At 65.1% G+C, this 15,476-nt stretch carries 17 protein-coding genes and 1 pseudogene; 11 read left to right on the top strand and 7 right to left on the bottom strand.

Features of this window, described 5'->3' with window-relative positions:
• The first annotated feature begins 156 nt into the window (after positions 1 to 156).
• Entirely contained in the window at positions 157 to 1,296 is a 1,140-nt protein-coding gene (locus F753_RS42100; RefSeq protein WP_023446229.1) for an HPP family protein, read from the top strand.
• Between the two features lie 23 nt (positions 1,297 to 1,319).
• On the opposite strand, the gene F753_RS42095 is transcribed toward F753_RS42100, so the two are convergent.
• From F753_RS42095 to F753_RS42065, 7 genes are all read right to left on the bottom strand, one after another.
• Complete coding sequence (locus F753_RS42095; protein WP_014819165.1) at positions 1,320 to 2,180, bottom strand: LysR family transcriptional regulator; 861 nt, start codon at positions 2,178 to 2,180, stop codon at positions 1,320 to 1,322.
• 102 nt (positions 2,181 to 2,282) lie between these two features.
• On the bottom strand, positions 2,283 to 3,806 hold the full coding sequence (locus tag F753_RS42090) for a nitrite reductase (protein ID WP_023446228.1): 1,524 nt from the start codon (positions 3,804 to 3,806) through the stop codon (positions 2,283 to 2,285).
• Positions 3,797 to 4,633 (bottom strand): uroporphyrinogen-III C-methyltransferase, encoded by an 837-nt coding sequence (gene cobA, locus F753_RS42085; RefSeq protein WP_023446227.1) that lies wholly within the window; start codon positions 4,631 to 4,633, stop codon positions 3,797 to 3,799. Before cobA ends, F753_RS42090 begins: the two co-directional genes overlap by 10 nt.
• 70 nt (positions 4,634 to 4,703) lie before the next feature.
• Positions 4,704 to 5,885 carry a heme d1 biosynthesis radical SAM protein NirJ gene (nirJ, locus tag F753_RS42080; RefSeq protein ID WP_023446226.1) on the bottom strand — a complete coding sequence of 394 codons (1,182 nt, stop codon included), beginning with the start codon at positions 5,883 to 5,885 and terminating at the stop codon, positions 4,704 to 4,706.
• Positions 5,886 to 6,054: 169 nt separating this feature from the next.
• Entirely contained in the window at positions 6,055 to 6,303 is a 249-nt protein-coding gene (locus F753_RS42075; protein WP_014819169.1) for a cytochrome C oxidase subunit IV family protein, read from the bottom strand.
• A gap of 3 nt (positions 6,304 to 6,306) precedes the next feature.
• A complete protein-coding gene (locus F753_RS42070; RefSeq protein ID WP_023446225.1) occupies positions 6,307 to 6,894 on the bottom strand; it encodes a cytochrome c oxidase subunit 3 family protein in 588 nt (195 codons plus the stop codon).
• Complete coding sequence (locus tag F753_RS42065; RefSeq protein ID WP_014819171.1) at positions 6,878 to 7,690, bottom strand: CbbQ/NirQ/NorQ/GpvN family protein; 813 nt, start codon at positions 7,688 to 7,690, stop codon at positions 6,878 to 6,880. The genes F753_RS42070 and F753_RS42065 overlap by 17 nt, the downstream gene beginning before the upstream one ends.
• Before the next feature lie 332 nt (positions 7,691 to 8,022).
• Here F753_RS42065 and F753_RS42060 point away from each other — a divergent pair.
• The 10 genes and pseudogenes from F753_RS42060 to ahbB (F753_RS42015) all read left to right on the top strand — a co-directional run bounded on the left by F753_RS42060 (position 8,023) and on the right by ahbB (F753_RS42015) (position 15,357).
• Positions 8,023 to 9,705: pseudogene (locus tag F753_RS42060) on the top strand (cytochrome D1 domain-containing protein).
• Between the two features lie 69 nt (positions 9,706 to 9,774).
• Positions 9,775 to 10,380, top strand: a complete 606-nt coding sequence (locus tag F753_RS42055; protein ID WP_003279943.1) for a cytochrome c3 family protein — start codon at positions 9,775 to 9,777, stop codon at positions 10,378 to 10,380.
• Between the two features lie 47 nt (positions 10,381 to 10,427).
• Positions 10,428 to 11,303: an ethylbenzene dehydrogenase-related protein gene (locus F753_RS42050; RefSeq protein WP_023446222.1), complete on the top strand. Its 876-nt coding sequence runs from the start codon at positions 10,428 to 10,430 to the stop codon at positions 11,301 to 11,303.
• A 322-nt stretch (positions 11,304 to 11,625) separates the two neighbouring features.
• Positions 11,626 to 11,940: a c-type cytochrome gene (locus tag F753_RS42045; RefSeq protein ID WP_023446221.1), complete on the top strand. Its 315-nt coding sequence runs from the start codon at positions 11,626 to 11,628 to the stop codon at positions 11,938 to 11,940.
• Positions 11,941 to 11,957: 17 nt separating this feature from the next.
• Positions 11,958 to 12,299, top strand: a complete 342-nt coding sequence (locus F753_RS42040) for a c-type cytochrome (RefSeq protein WP_023446220.1) — start codon at positions 11,958 to 11,960, stop codon at positions 12,297 to 12,299.
• A complete protein-coding gene (locus tag F753_RS42035; RefSeq protein ID WP_014819175.1) occupies positions 12,296 to 13,471 on the top strand; it encodes a cytochrome D1 domain-containing protein in 1,176 nt (391 codons plus the stop codon). The genes F753_RS42040 and F753_RS42035 overlap by 4 nt, the downstream gene beginning before the upstream one ends.
• Before the next feature lies 1 nt (position 13,472).
• The gene (locus F753_RS42030) at positions 13,473 to 13,931 is read left to right on the top strand and encodes an Lrp/AsnC family transcriptional regulator (RefSeq protein ID WP_023446219.1); all 459 of its coding nucleotides are present in this window, start codon (positions 13,473 to 13,475) and stop codon (positions 13,929 to 13,931) included.
• Positions 13,928 to 14,440, top strand: coding sequence for a siroheme decarboxylase subunit beta (gene ahbB / locus F753_RS42025; RefSeq protein WP_023446218.1), 513 nt, complete (start codon positions 13,928 to 13,930; stop codon positions 14,438 to 14,440). The genes F753_RS42030 and ahbB (F753_RS42025) overlap by 4 nt, the downstream gene beginning before the upstream one ends.
• Positions 14,433 to 14,876, top strand: a complete 444-nt coding sequence (locus tag F753_RS42020) for an Lrp/AsnC family transcriptional regulator (protein ID WP_023446217.1) — start codon at positions 14,433 to 14,435, stop codon at positions 14,874 to 14,876. Before ahbB (F753_RS42025) ends, F753_RS42020 begins: the two co-directional genes overlap by 8 nt.
• Complete coding sequence (gene ahbB / locus F753_RS42015; protein WP_014819179.1) at positions 14,851 to 15,357, top strand: siroheme decarboxylase subunit beta; 507 nt, start codon at positions 14,851 to 14,853, stop codon at positions 15,355 to 15,357. Before F753_RS42020 ends, ahbB (F753_RS42015) begins: the two co-directional genes overlap by 26 nt.
• The last annotated feature ends 119 nt before the right edge of the window (positions 15,358 to 15,476 follow it).

Genomic DNA, 15,476 nt, shown 5'->3' with positions numbered 1-15,476 from the left:
GCCCGCCCCCCCCCGCCGCGACGAGCGCGTGCCGCAGGCAGCGCCGCTGCTGGCCAGCTGAACGCCCGGGCAGCTATCTCGCTCAAAACAGGTCCAGGGACGGACCGCTCCACCGCCCGTCGGGCGGCCTCTCCGATTTCGACACAAGCAGGACCAATGCACGACTCTTTCGCCCTCTGGATTCGCTCGTTCCTTCCCGCCCCGCTGAATGCTTCGCCGAAGGAGTGGTTGCGCGCCGCCCTCGGCGTTGCCATCGTCATGCCGCTGGTGTTCTGCAGCGGCTATATGCTGGTCGGCAGTTCGCTGACCCTGCAGATCATGGGGCCAGCCGGCGCCTCGGCGGTGCTGGTGTTCGTCGCCTCGTCCAGCCCGTTCGCCCAGCCATGGGCGGTTCTGGTTGGCAATCTGCTGGCGGCGCTGATCGGCATCAGTCTGGGCATGAGCGGCTTGCCCAGTATCGCCTCGCTGGCGCTGGCGGCTTGCCTGTCGCTGCTCTGTCTGTTCTATCTGCGCTGCCTGCATCCGCCGAGCATCGCGCTGGCGCTGGTGGCGGCGGTGGGCAGCCCGGAGCTGCATCAGCTGGGTTACGCGCTGGTCGGGCCGGTGCTGTTCTATTCGGCGCTCCTGGTGGCGGTCGCGCTGGTCTACAACAACCTGACCGGGCATCCCTATCCGAAGCCGCGGCTGAGCCGCGAGAACAGTCATCACACCCGCGACCTGCCGCCGGGCGAGCGCATGAGCTTCACCCATGACGACGTGGATCGCGCGCTGCAGGAATTCGGCGAGTATGTCGACGTCACCCGTGACGACCTCGAACGGCTGATCAAGCAGACCGAGAAGCACGCCCTGCGGCGCAGCATGGGCGAGATCACCGCGGCGCACGTGATGTCACGCGATCTGTACTGGCACACGCCGGATACCTTCATCGAGCAGGCCTGGCAGACCCTGCAGGTGCACCGGCTGCGCTCGCTGCCGGTGGTGCAGGGCGACGACCATCGGCTGGTCGGCATCGTCACCCAGGTGGACCTGCTCAAGCACTTCCACCCGCGGCCCGGGCGGCTCAGTTTCGGTCAGCTGAACTTCCTGCGCGGCACCAAGCTACGCGCGATCATGAGTTCGCCAGTAGTCTCGGTGACCGCCGATACGCACATGGTCGAACTGGTTTATCTACTCTCGGATCGCGGCCTGCACTGCCTGCCGGTAGTCGATGAACAACAGCGGCTGGTCGGCATGATTACCCAGACGGATCTGATCGCCGCGCTGTACCGCAACTGGCTCAAGCAGCTGCCGGACTGAGCGGCACGAGTCCGGCGCGACGCTCAGATATCGTAGTACCAGCGTGACCAGTCGTAATCGTCGAGGGCTACTTCGCGCAGCAGTTCGACGGCCTTGAGCAATGCGGGCGATTCGCTGGCGCGTGCATGCACCAGGTAGACCGGATAGCTGAACTCCGGCGCCTGCTCCACTCGCTTGAGAACGCCTTCTTCCAGATAGCGCTGGACCACGCGGGTGCGAAAGTAGCCGCGGCCGCCGCATTGCACCAGATACTGCAAGGCCAGCGGCCCGAGGCTGAACGACAGCGCGGCGCGGGTGTATTCGGGCAGCGCCTGATTATGCTGCTTGCGAAATGCAGGCCCCCAATCCACGTACAGATACGGCGTTGGATTCTGCGCCTGCACCACCTGGATCAGCTTTTCCTCCAGCAGCTGTTCGACCTGCAGGCCGGGCAGGTACTCCGGCTGGTGCACCAGCGCCGCGTCGAGCACGCCGAGGTCGAGCTTCTTCTGCAGCTCTTCGCCGCTGCCCACTTCCAGTCGCACGGCGTGGCCCGGCAGCGCTTGCCGCAGCCGCTGGACCCAGGCCAGCATCAGCGGGTTGCACAGGCTCACCTCGGCGCCGAGCGTGAGCAGTTCGCCATAACCGCGTGGCAGCGGCAGGTCGCGCCGCGCGGCCTCCCAGGTCTGCACCAGCTGGCGGGCATAGGCGGCAAAGCGCTCGCCATCGGCCGTCAGCCGCGCGCCGGCGCGATTGCGCACGAACAGCCGGCAGCTCAGCTGGTTTTCCAGGTTCTGTATGCGCGCGGTGACGGCCGTCTGGGTGATGTGCAGGCGCTCGGCCGTGGCGATGAAGCTGCCGCTGCGAATGATCTCGAGAAAGGTGCGGGCGAGATCAATATCCATGGTCGACCTTAAATGCAGTGAACGTGACGGAACCGATGATTGTAGGGGGTTGTGACCGTCGTGGGGGCGCCCACCTTGAATCGGTGGGCGATCCGCTCACGATCAGTGCGAAGTGCCTTCGGCGAACTCGATCTTGTTGCCGACGTTGTATTTGCCGGAGGGCTTGTTCATCGGGATGCGTTTGACCTCCTCCAGCGTCTTGGCGTCGTAGACGAGCAGGGCGCCGTCGGTGTCCCAGACGCTGAGCAGGGCGTAGCGGCCGTCGTTGGTGAACTCGACGTGGGCGGCGTTCTTGCCCGGCATCGGGCGCAGGGTGTGGGCGACTTCCAGGGTCTGCTTGTCGATCAGGTGCACGGCGTCGTTGTTCGGGCCGAAGAACACGTCGGTCCAGGCGTAGGGCGAGTTGGCCTGGCTGCGCATGAAGAAGCCCGGGCCTTCGGTGGGAATCTCCTTGATCAGCTTCCAGGTTTCCAGGTCCAGCACCGAGATCAGCCCCTTGCTGACGTTGGGCGTGGCGAACACCCACTTGCCGTCGCGTTTCCAGTAGATGCCCGAACCCAGGTGCGGCATGCCCGGCAGCGGGATATCGGTGACCGCCTTGCCGGTATCCAGGTCGATCACCTGGCCGCCGTGGGCCTTGCGCGAGGTGGCCAGCAGGTGGCGGTAGTCGGGGGTGAAGGAGAAGTCGTCGAGGAAGTCGGCGGCCTCGATGCGCCGGGGTTCGAAGGTCGGCTCGCCGGCGTAGGAGAGCTCCCAGGCCTCTTTCACGTCCTTCAGCGCGACCACGAAGCTGTCGCGCGGCGGCGCGGTGTATACGGCGCTGACCCGCGACGGCGTGCCGTCCTGGCCAACCGCCGGGATGTGCTTGATCAGCGACAGGTCGCGGGCATCGAGCAGCACCAGATTGCCCGGCAGGTAGTTGCCCACCAGCACCCAGCGGCCATCGTTGCTGACCGCCAGGTTGCGCGTGTTCAGCCCGGCGCGAACCTCGGCGATCATGCTCAGGTTGTGCAGGTCGTAGATGCTGACCCAGCCGTCGCGGGAGGCGAAGTAGACGAAGCGGCCGTCCGGCGAGAACTTCGGCCCGCCGTGCAGGGCGAAGTGCGACTGGAAGTTCGCCAGCTCCTCGAAACGATCGCCGTCCAGCACCCGGACGTGGTGATTGCCGGCTTCCACCACCACGAACAGGTTGAGCGGGTCGGCGCCGTGCTGCGGGGTCGTTGGCAGCGTGGCGACGTCCTTGAGAATCCGATGGCTGGCGCGGATGTCGGCGTCGCTCCAGGTGGGCGGCACGGCAGAGGGCTGATAGAGGTAGTCGACCAGACCGGTGATCTGCGCTTCGTTAAGCACGTGGGAATAGGCGGCCATCTGGCTCGCCGGACGACCGTCGCGGATCACCGCCTGGGCTTCGGCCGGCTTGATGCGGCTGAGGCTTTCCGGCAACAGCGCCGGGCCGGCGCCGCCGAGACGATTGACGCCGTGGCAGCTCTGACAGTGCTGTTCGTACAGCGCCTGACTGTCGGCTGGCTGGGTCGCCGCGGCAGCCCGCGGAATGGCCAGGTCGAGGGCAACGAAGGTGGCCGCCGGCAGCGCGGCTGCCAGCAGCAGGGCGGGTATCAGTTGCATAAGGCCTCCGTTTGCGGGGCTGGATCACCATGCAGCCGCGCCGGGTGCTGGACCTGGCGCTCGGCGAACAGGCCGACCACCCGGCCGATCACGGTCAGGGTCGGCGGCGTGAGGTGCTGCTCGTCGGCCATGCTCGGCAGCTGGCGCAGCGTGCAGCGCACCACCTGCTGGTTCTCCCGGGTGCCGTTGCCGATCAGTGCGGCGGGCGTGTTCACCGGCAGGCCGGCGGAGATCAGGTTGCGCGAGATCTCGCCGAGGCTGGCCAGCCCCATGTAGAACACCAGCGTCTGCCCGCCCTGAGCCAGGGCGTCCCAGGGCAGGTGCAGCTCGCCGTTGGTCTGCAGGTGGCCGGTGATGAACTGGCAGGAATGCGCCAGATCGCGGTGTGTCAGCGGGATGCCGGCATAGGCGCTGCAGCCGGCCGCAGCGGTGATGCCCGGTACTACCTGGCAGTCGATGCCGCGCTGCAGAAGAAATTCCAGTTCCTCGGCACCGCGGCCAAAGATGAACGGGTCGCCGCCCTTGAGTCGCACCACGCGCTTGTTCTGCTGGGCCAGGTCGGCCAGCAGCTGGTTGATCTCCGGCTGCGGCAGGCTGTGGTAGCCACTGGTCTTGCCGACGTAATGGCGGCTGCAGTCGGCCGGCAGCAACGCCATCAACCCGTCGCTGACCAAGCGGTCGTAGACCACCGCGTCGGCCTGTTGCAACAGGCTCCAGGCACGCAGGGTGAGCAGGCCGGGGTCGCCCGGTCCGGCGCCGACCAGAGCGACTTCGCCAGGGGCGAACGCGGCGCTCAGCGAGGCGGGAAATGTGAGTGGCTGGTCCATGCGGTGCTCCTGAATTCTCATCGGGCTTACGGAGTGCGTTGCTGCGGCGCTTGGTCGGCCGCTCGATCGGTCAGATGGTGATGCTGGGAATGCGCTCGGCGGCGGACAGGCCGATCTCCTCGTCGGAGAGGTAGCAGCCCGGGTCTTCGGCCCACAGATCGCCCTGCGCCCAGGCGCGGGTACGGGTGTTGCCGTTGCAGATCGCCAGCCAGCGGCAGTCGGCACAGCGACCGCCGACCGCGCGCGGATGCTGGCGCAGCTCCTGCAGCAGCGGCGCCGGCTCGTTCAGCCAGATGTCGCTGAAGCGTTGGCGGCGCACGTTGCCGACGGTGTGCTGCCACCAGTAGGTGTCTGGGTGCACGTCGCCGATGTTGTCGATGTTGGCGATGCCGCTGCCGGAGGCGTTGCCGCCCCAGGCGCGCAGCATGCCTTCCAGGCGGTCGCGATGCTCAGGCAGGCGCTCCTCGACCCACTGCAGCAGCAGGACCGCATCGGCGTCGTTGTTGCCGCTGACGAAATCGGTCTCGCGGCCGTGCTGGACGTCGTCCCAGGCCTGCTCGAAGAGCTGACGCATGGCGTCGCGGGTCATCTGGTGATGGGCGTCGGCCTTGCTGCTGCGCTTGCCGCGGCCGCTGTAGTTGAGGTGCGAGAGGTAGAACTTCTGCACGTCGTGTTCGCGCATCAGCGCCAGCAGGGCCGGCAGCTGCGGGTAGTTGTTCTGCGTCAGGGTAGTGCGCAGGCCGACGCGGATATCGCGCTGGCGGCACAGGTCGATGGCATGCATGGATGCGGCGAAGCTGCCCTTGAGCTGGCGCCATTCGTCATGCACCGCCTCCAGGCCGTCGATGCTGATGCCGACGTAGTCGAACTGCGCCGCGGCGATACGCTCGATGTTGCTCTCGTCGATCAGCGTGCCGTTGGTGGACAGCGCAACGAAGAAACCTTTTTCACGGGCGTAATCGGCCAGCTGGAAGATGTCGGCCCGCAGCAGCGGTTCGCCGCCGGAGAGGATCAGCACGCGCACACCGGCCTCGTGCAGATCGTCGATCACCTTCAGCGCCTCGGCGGTATCTAGTTCGTCGCGGAACTCGCTGTCGGCGGAGGTCGCGTAACAGTGCTTGCAGGTCAGGTTGCAGCGCCTGAGCAGGTTCCAGATCACCACGGGGGGACGCTTGCCGCTGGCGCTGCGGGCACCGAGCACCTTGGTGGCCGGTTGGGCCAGGGCGCGCAGGTAATGGCTGATTCTCAACATGGGGCGGCTCCGCTTCGGCAGCGTATCTCACTGGGCGCGCCGTCTCGGGCGCCCGTTCCTTGAGCAGCAGGATCAACGAGCGGGGTAGGGCTGGCCTTGATCGGAAACAATAAAAGTCGCGGGGCGTGGCTGACCGCATCGTCAGCTTCTTGCGGCGGTGTACCGTTGGTCAGAGCAGGGTCAGCAGCACGCCGAGCACCAGGACCAGCGGCCAGGCGAGCAGCAGCAGACGCCACGCCCGCGGAGCGTGGCGCAGCTCCATGAAACCGTCGGTGATCAGCCAGGCCTTGCCGAACGCCGTGAGCAGAACCGCACCAGCCAATGCCAGCGTGGCGCCGGCATTACCCAGCAGCACGGTGGACACCGACAGCAGTGCCAGGCCGAGCCAGCAGGCCACCAGAATCTTCGAAGCAGACATGACTTACCTCAGCACGTAGACCAGCGGGAACAGCAGCACCCAAACCATATCCACCATGTGCCAGTAGAGCACTCCGGACTCCAGGCCGCTGTGCTCGTCCGGCCCGTAGGCGCCGCGGCGGCAGCGCATGGCCAGCCAGCCGAGGATCACCATGCCCAGCAGCACATGCAGGAAATGAAAGCCGGTCAGAATCCAGTACAGGGTAAAGAAGGTGTTGTGTTCCATGCCCAGGCCGAGCCCGGCCAGGTGGCTGTACTCGTTGAGCTTGAGCACCACGTAGACGCAGGACGAGCCCAGCGCGGCGAGCAGCAACAGCGTCGCGCGCCCGGGCCTGGCCTCGCGCACCTGTTCCACCGCCAGGGCGGCGAACAGGCCTGAGGTCAGCAGGCTCAGGGTCAGCGCCAGGCCGATGGAGCTGTCCAGCGCCGCGCGGCTCTCGCTGAACAGCTGCGGATTGAGCATCTGCGTGGCGGCGAACGCCAGGATCAGGATGGCGAAGACGGTCAGCTCGGCGAGGATGAAGAACCACATCGCCAGATCGCCCGGCAGGCGCCGGGACAGTTGGCTGGTGGCTTCAGGCGAAGTGGACATCGACCACATCCATCAGCGCGGCGACCGTCTGTGGGTCATCCGACAGCGGCTCGGCGAGGCAGGCCAGGCAGGCCTGACGCGGCGTCATGCCGGAGCGAATCATCCGCGCGGTGAAGATCAGCAGGCGGGTCGAGGCGACTTCCTCCAGATCATGCTGCTCCAACCGGCGCAGCGCCTGGCCGAGCTTGACTACCTGGGCGGCGAGTTCGTCATCCACCTGGGCCTCGTTGGCGACGATGCGCACCTCCTCGGCGGCCGGCGGGTAATCGAAGCGCATCGCCACGAAACGCTGGCGGGTGCTCGGCTTCATGCCCTTGAGCAGGTTCTGGTAACCGGGGTTGTAGGACACCACCAGCATGAAGCCCGGCGGCGCCTTGAGCGCCTCGCCGGTGCGCTCGATGAACAGCTCGCGGCGGTCGTCGGCCAACGGGTGCAGTACCACGGCAGTGTCCTGCCGCGCCTCGACCACTTCGTCCAGATAGCAGATGCCGCCTTCGCGTACCGCACGGGTCAGCGGGCCGTCCTGCCACCAGGTGCCCTGGGCGCCGATCAGGTGACGGCCGACCAGATCGGCGGCGGAGAGGTCGTCATGGCAGGCCACGGTGTACAGCGGCAGATTCAGGCGATGCGCCATGTGCTGTACGAAACGGGTCTTGCCGCAGCCGGTCGGGCCCTTGATAAGCACGGGCATGCCGTGCTGCCAGGCCTGCTGGAACAGCTGCTCTTCATTGCCCAACGGTTGGTAGAAGGGCGCGTCAGGCGTGCCGGCGGCAGTCGGGATTTCAATCGCATTCACAGGCAAGTACCTCACGGCAGCAGTTGGTTATTTCCATCGCCAAGCTACCGGCCCCGCTTTGCCCCCTCAAGCCATCCGCCGGCAAAGCTTGATTGCGATCAAGTCCCGCGCCGGATGCCTGCCAATCGAAGCCGATTCCAGACGTTTCGGCGTGTTGCGCCCGCGACAAGGCGTCACGTTCGGGGGGGGGCGGGGGCTCTCTTGATTGCCGTCAAGCGCTTTCGGATTGCCGCTCTCATAGCATCCAAGTCGCAAAAAGAAGAAGTCCCCGGGAACTGCCACACCGCCGTAACTAGCAGGAGTCGCCAGAAGCGCTCCCATAGGAGAGAAGGATGAGCAATGTTGGTAAACCTATCCTGGCTGGCCTGATCGCCGGCCTTTCGTTGCTTGGTCTGGCAGTCGCCCAGGCTGCAGCCCCAGAGATGACCGCCGAAGAGAAGGAAGCGTCCAAGCAGATCTATTTCGAGCGTTGTGCAGGTTGCCACGGCGTTCTGCGTAAAGGAGCCACGGGCAAGAATCTAGAGCCGCATTGGAGCAAAACCGAAGCGGATGGCAAGAAGACCGAGGGCGGTACCCTCAATCTGGGCACCAAGCGCCTGGAAAACATCATTGCCTATGGCACCGAAGGCGGGATGGTCAACTACGACGACATCCTGACCAAAGAAGAAATCAACATGATGGCGCGCTACATCCAGAACACTCCGGATGTGCCGCCAGAGTTCTCCCTGCAGGACATGAAGGACAGCTGGAAACTCATCGTTCCGGTTGACCAGCGTCCGAAGAAGCAGCTGAACAAGATCAACCTGAAAAACGTCTTCGCCATCACCCTGCGTGATGCCGGCAAACTGGCGCTGGTCGACGGCGACACCCACACCATCTGGAAGGTGCTCGACACCGGCTAAGCGGTACACATCTCGCGTCTGTCGGCTTCCGGCCGCTACGTCTATACCGTTGGCCGCGATGGCCTGACCACCATCATCGACATGTGGTACGAAGAGCCGACCACCGTCGCCACCGTGCGCCTGGGTTCCGATGCCCGTTCCGTGGACACCTCCAAGTTCAAGGGTTACGAGGACAAGTACCTGATCGGTGGCACCTACTGGCCGCCGCAGTACTCGATCATGGACGGCGAAACCCTGGAGCCGATCAAGGTCGTTTCCACCCGCGGCCAGACCGTCGATGGCGAATACCACCCCGAGCCGCGCGTAGCGTCCATCGTCGCTTCGCACATCAAGCCGGAGTGGGTGGTGAACGTGAAGGAAACCGGGCAGATCATCCTGGTCGATTACACCGATCTGAAGAACCTCAAGACCACTACCATCGAGTCGGCCAAGTTCCTTCATGACGGCGGCTGGGACTACTCCAAGCGCTACTTCATGGTTGCTGCCAACGCGTCCAACAAGGTCGCTGCGGTCGATACCAAGACCGGCAAGCTCGCCGCACTGGTCGACACCGCGAAGATCCCGCACCCGGGTCGCGGCGCCAACTTCATCCATCCGCAATTCGGCCCGGTCTGGACCACCGGTCACTTGGGTGATGACGTGGTCTCGCTGATCTCCACCGCTTCCGACGATCCGAAGTACGCCAAGTACAAGGAGCACAACTGGAAGGTGGTGCAGGAACTGAAGATGCCGGGCGCGGGCAACCTGTTCGTCAAGACCCATCCGAAGTCGAAGAACCTCTGGGCCGACGCGCCGATGAACCCCGAGCGGGAAGTCGCCGAGTCCGTCTACGTCTACGACCTGGCCGATCTGAGCAAGGAACCCAAGCGTCTCGACGTCGCCAAGGACTCCGGTCTGCCGGAAAGCAAGGCGATCCGTCGCGCTACCCACCCCGAGTACAACGAGGCGGGTAACGAGGTGTGGATCTCCCTGTGGGGTGGCAAGACCGACCAGTCTGCGATCGTGATCTACGACGACAAGACCCTGAAGCTGAAGAAGGTGATTACCGATCCGGCAATCGTCACGCCGACCGGCAAGTTCAACGTCTTCAACACCATGTACGACGTGTACTAATCCGCCCGAGGATTGCCTGTTAACACCCACCGCGCCTGGCGCGGTGGGTCTGGCAAGGGAACAGATTCCATGACCGATAAAGACGGCAACAAGCAACAAAAGGGCGGCATCCTTGCGCTACTGCGGCGGCCGAGCACGCGCTATTCGCTCGGCGGCATTTTGATAGTGGGCATTGTTGCCGGCATCGTCTTCTGGGGCGGCTTCAACACTGCGCTTGAAGCGACCAACACCGAAACCTTCTGCATCTCCTGTCACGAGATGGGTGACAACGTTTACCCCGAATACAAGGAAACCATTCATTACGCCAACCGCACCGGCGTGCGCGCGACCTGCCCGGACTGCCATGTGCCAAGGGACTGGACGCACAAGATGGTGCGCAAGGTAGAAGCCTCCAAGGAGCTGTGGGGCAAGATCGTCGGCACCATCGACACCGCCGAGAAGTTCGAGGCCAAGCGGCTGACCCTGGCGCGTCGCGAATGGGCGCGGATGCGGGCATCCGATTCCCGCGAATGCCGCAACTGCCACAGCCTGGAAAGCATGAGCTCCGACATGCAGAAGCAGCGAGCCCGCAAGCAGCACGAGATGGCTCGCGAAGACAACCTGACCTGCATCGCTTGCCACAAGGGCATCGCGCACCACCTGCCCGAAGGGATGACCGAAGAAGACGAAGACTGAACTGCGGTCCGTCGGGCCAGCCAACCATCGATGATGAGGAACCGATTATGAAAAAGACTCTGATGGCCAGTGCGGTGGGGGCGGTAATCGCCTTCGGCGCACAGACTGCAATGGCCGCGGCGCCGGCCGACTGGAACGCGGTGGCAGCGACCGACGTCACCCTGTTCTACCCCGGCGTGTCGCCGGTGGAATGGATCACCAAGGGTACCGAGCACGGTGGTGCACGGGCCCTGAAGAAAGGCGAAACCTGCGCTGGCTGCCACTCCGAAGAAGTCGAGGACATGGGCGGCAAGATGGCCAGCGGCCAGAAGCTCGAGCCTACGCCGATCGATGGCAAGGCGCCGTTCATCAATGCCAAGGTGCAGGCCGCCAACGACGGCGAAAACCTTTACCTGCGCTTCACCTGGAAACAGCCAGCAGCATCCGGCGCGGCGCCGATGGACGCCGACAACCCGGTGAAGATCGCCTACATGCTCGAAGGTGGTTCCAAGGTCCAGCTGGCCGAGGCAGGTGGTTGCTGGGGCAGCTGCCACGGCGACGCACGGACCATGCCGGGCGCAGCCGACACCAAGACCAAGTACGTCAAGGACGGCTCGCTGGCCAACGGGATCTTCTATGACCTGAATCAGTGGCGCAGCGGTGAGAACAAGGCCTTCGACGGCCATGTCGCCACTGAGCGGGTGATGGCAGGCGGCCAGGCGCTGGTCGATGCCCAGGGCCAGCTCGATGGCGATACCTGGACGGTCGTGTTCACTCGCAAGTTCGCGGGCGGCGAGGGTGACGTGACGCTGGCTCCGGGCAACGTCTACAACTTCGGTTTCGCCATCCATGACGACAACGCCACCGGGCGCTACCACCACGTTTCGCTCGGCTACACGCTGGGTATCGATGCCCAGGGCGATATCACTGCCGCCAAGCAGTAACCAGGCGGCAAGCAACGGGCCGGCGCAATGCCGGCCTTATGCTTTTTCGGTGTCCGACCACCGGCCGGCGACGGCACAGTCGCGCCAATGGGATGATTTGATTGCAATCAAGGAACCGGCATGGTGGCTCATTCATCCTGAGCCTGCCCGCACCGGTCGCGAAGCAGCCGTTCGAAGTCCCGGAACCCACAAACAATGACCAAGGACAAAAGGTTGCCTAGCACAAGCGGTAAATTTACCGTGCACTTGCTCAGTGCGTTTTGCTGAGCACCCTTTGGGTGGGCGGTAACGCTCTCCCCTTTAGCCTTGAGGAAAAGATCTAATGAAGAAAATCCTTATCCCGATGCTCGCCCTGGGCGGCGCGCTGACCCTGCAGCCGGCACTGGCGCAGGATGGTGAGGCGCTGTTCAAGAGCAAGCCTTGCGCAGCTTGCCACAGCATCGACGCCAAGCTGGTTGGCCCGTCGTTCAAGGACGTAGCTGCCAAGTACGATGGTCAGGAAGGCGCCGCCGACCTGCTCGCTGGCCACATCAAGAACGGCAGCCAAGGCGTCTGGGGCCCGATCCCGATGCCGCCAAACGCTGTGACCGAAGAAGAAGCCAAGATCCTCGCCGAGTGGGTTCTTAGCCAGAAGTAACACCCCAGGAGGACGTCATGATCCAGTCCCGCCAAGTAGTATCGCGTTTGGGGCTCGCCCTGGCGTCCTTCCTTCTGATTCCCGTCGCCCTGGCCGCAGTACCTACTGCCGAACGCCAGGCGAAGCTCGACCATCTGCTGCTTCAGGACTGTGGCTCCTGCCATGGCCTGCGCATGACCGGCGGTCTCGGCCCCGCGCTTACCCGCGAGGCGCTAGCCGGCAAACCCCGTGACAGTCTGATCGCCACCGTTACCCACGGCCGCCCCGGTACGGCCATGCCCGGCTGGAATGCCCTGCTCGACGAGCAGGACATCGCCTACCTGGTCGACCGCCTGCTCGAAGGATATCCCAAGCCATGATTCGTCCTTTTCTGCTGCTGGCTGCGGCCGGTCTGCTCGCGGCCTGTGCACAGCAACCGCTGCGCGGCACCGGTGACCTCGGGGTGGTGGTGGAGCGCGCCACCGGTAGCCTGCAGATCATCGAGAGCAGCAACCAGAGCCAGCTCGCCCGCATCGAGGGTCTGGGCGACCTGTCCCATGCCTCGGTGGTGTTTTCCCGCGATCAGCGTTACGCCTATGTATTCGGCCGCGACGGCGGGCTGACCAAGGTTGACCTGCTGCGCCAGCGCATCGATCGTCGCGTCATCCAGGGTGGCAACAGCATCGGTGGCGCCATCAGCCAGGACGGCACGCTGATCGCGGTCGGCAACTACGAGCCGGGCGGGGTGAAGGTATTCGATGCCAAGACCCTGGAGCTGGTCGCCGACATACCTGCGACGCCGCTGGCCGACGGCAGCCGCAATTCGCGGGTGGTCGGCGTGATCGACGTGCCCGGTCGGCGCTTCATCTACAGCCTGTTCGATACCGATGAAACCTGGCTGTTGGATTTCAGCCAGGGCAACGAGCCGCAGATCACTCGTTTCGAGGGTATCGGCCGCCAACCCTACGATGCGCTGCTGACTCCTGAAGGGCGCTATTACATCGCCGGCCTGTTCGGCGAGGACGGCATGGCCAAGATCGACCTCTGGCATCCCGAGCGTGGCGTCGAGCGTATTCTCGATGGCTATGGCCGCGGCCAGCAGAAACTGCCGGTCTACAAGATGCCGCACCTGGAAGGCTGGACCGTGGCCGGCAACCAGACCTTTGTCCCCGCCGTCGGCCAGCATCGTGTGCTGGTGATGGATTCCGAGAAGTGGCAGCAGACCGACGCCATCGACGTGGCCGGCCAGCCGATCTTCGTCATGGCGCGACCGGACGCGCGGCAGATCTGGGTCAACTTCGCCCACCCCGACAACGGCAAGGTCCAGGTCATCGACAGCGAGACCCACGAGGTCATCGCCGATCTGGAGCCAGGCCCGGCCGTGCTGCACATGGAGTTCACCGCCCGCGGCGACCAGCTCTGGCTGTCGGTGCGCGATGGCGAGGAAATCCAGGTCTGGGACCCCTACACCCTGAAGCTGCTCAAGCGACTGCCGGCGCAGAGTCCGAGCGGCATCTTCTTCAGCAGCCGCGCCCACGAGACGGGGTTGTGACATGCACATCGACGCCCTCAGTCGCCGCCTGATCGACCGCTACCAGCACGGCATGCCGCTGTGCGCCGAGCCCTACCGCGCCATGGCCGACGAGCTTGGCTGCAGCGAGGAGGAGGTGCTCGCCTGTCTCGAACAACTGCACGAGGGCGGTGGCCTGTCGCGCATCGGCCCGGTGTTCGAGCACAGCCGTGCCGGCGCCAGCACCCTGGTCGCGCTGGCCGTGCCCGCGGCGCGGCTGGAGCAGGTCGCGGCGCGCATCAATGCGTTTCCCGAGGTCAACCACAACTACCTGCGCGAGCATCGTTACAACCTCTGGTTCGTGCTGACCGGGCCGGATCGGCCACACATCGACCGGCTGCTGGCCGAGATAGAAGCCGATACCGGGCTGACACCGCTCGACCTGCCGATGCAGCAGGCCTTTCGCATCGACCTCGGCTTCCCGCTGGGAGATCCATCATGACCGGTTGTCTCAATGACCTGCAGGCGCTGCAGCTGCGCCGCCTGCTCGAGGGCGGGCTGCCGCTGGCCGCGCGGCCTTACCAGCGGCTCGCAGAACAGATCGGCAGCGTCGAGGAGCGGGTGCTGGAGCAGATTCAACGCTGGCAGGAAGAAGGGCTGTTCCGTCGCTTCGGCCTGGTGCTCAAGCACCGCGCGCTGGGCTTTCGCGCCAACGCCATGCTGGTGATGGACATCCCCGACGCGCAGGTCGACGAAGTCGGTCGACGTCTTGGCCAGGCCGCCGGAGTCAATCTCTGTTACCAGCGCCCGCGGCGTCTGCCGCAGTGGCCCTACAACCTGTTCTGCATGGTCCATGGCCGCGAGCGCGAGCAGGTCTGCCAGCTGATCGAGCGCCTGCTGGCGGACAACGGTCTGAGCGATGTACCGCATCAGCTGCTGTTCAGCACGCGGGCCTTCAAGCAGTGCGGTGGCCGTTTTGCACCGCCGCTGCGCGAGGTCGCCAATGGATGAATTCGACCGGCTGTTGATAAATCGTTTGCAGCATGGCCTGCCGCTGGTGCGCCACCCCTGGGAAGCGCTGGCCGAGGAGCTGGGCAGCACGTCCGTGGCCCTGCGCGAGCGGGTCCAGGCATTGCTCGACGACGGCACGCTGACTCGCTTCGGGCCGATGTTCGACATCGACCGGCTTGGCGGTGCCTTCACCCTGGCCGCGCTGTCGGTGCCGGAGGCGCGCTTCGACGAGGTTGCCGCGCAGCTGGAGGCGATGCCCGAAGTGGCACACAACTACCGCCGCGAACACCGCTGGAACATGTGGTTCGTGCTCGGTTGCGAGACCCCGCAGGGCATCGCCGAGAGCATCGCGCGCATCGAGGCCGAAACCGGCCTGGCGGTGCTGAATCTGCCGAAAGAGGAAACCTTCCATGTCGGTTTGCACTTCCCCGTCTGACGATGGCCTGACCCGCCGCCTGATCGAGCTGACCGAGGCCGGGCTGCCGCTGGTGGCCGATCCCTGGGCCTGGCTCGCCGGGGAGCTGGGCATCGACGTCGACGCCACCCTGGCGCTGCTGCAGCGGCTGCAGGCGGACGGCGCGATCCGGCGTATCGCGGCGATACCCAACCACTACCGCCTCGGCTATCGGCACAACGGCATGACCGTGTGGGACGTCGACGACGCCGAGATTGCGCGACTGGGTGCGCTGATCGGTGCCCAGCCTTTCGTCAGTCACTGCTATCGCCGACCACGGCAGGAAGGCTGGCCATACAACCTGTTCGCCATGGTGCATGGGCGTGATGCCAGTGATATCGAGGCCTACCGCAACCAGATTCGTGCGCTGCTGGGCAACGCTTGCCGGGCCAACGAGATGCTGGTGTCCAGCCGCATTCTGAAGAAGACCGGCCTGCGCCTGGCGACTCAACGCCGCGCCTGATTCTCGGCCTGCCGGCGCCCATCAGAGTGTCGGCAGTGCCTGCGAGTGATCGCCGCGCGGCCCATTCATATAGCCACGGTCACGCCGCCGAAAATGCAGGCCTGTGGCCCGCAACGCGC

It is taken from the genome of Stutzerimonas chloritidismutans AW-1 (genome assembly GCF_000495915.1).
GTDB lineage: Bacteria > Pseudomonadota > Gammaproteobacteria > Pseudomonadales > Pseudomonadaceae > Stutzerimonas > Stutzerimonas chloritidismutans.
Note: the sequence above shows the minus strand (reverse complement) of the source record. Positions and strands in the feature narration are given on the sequence as shown.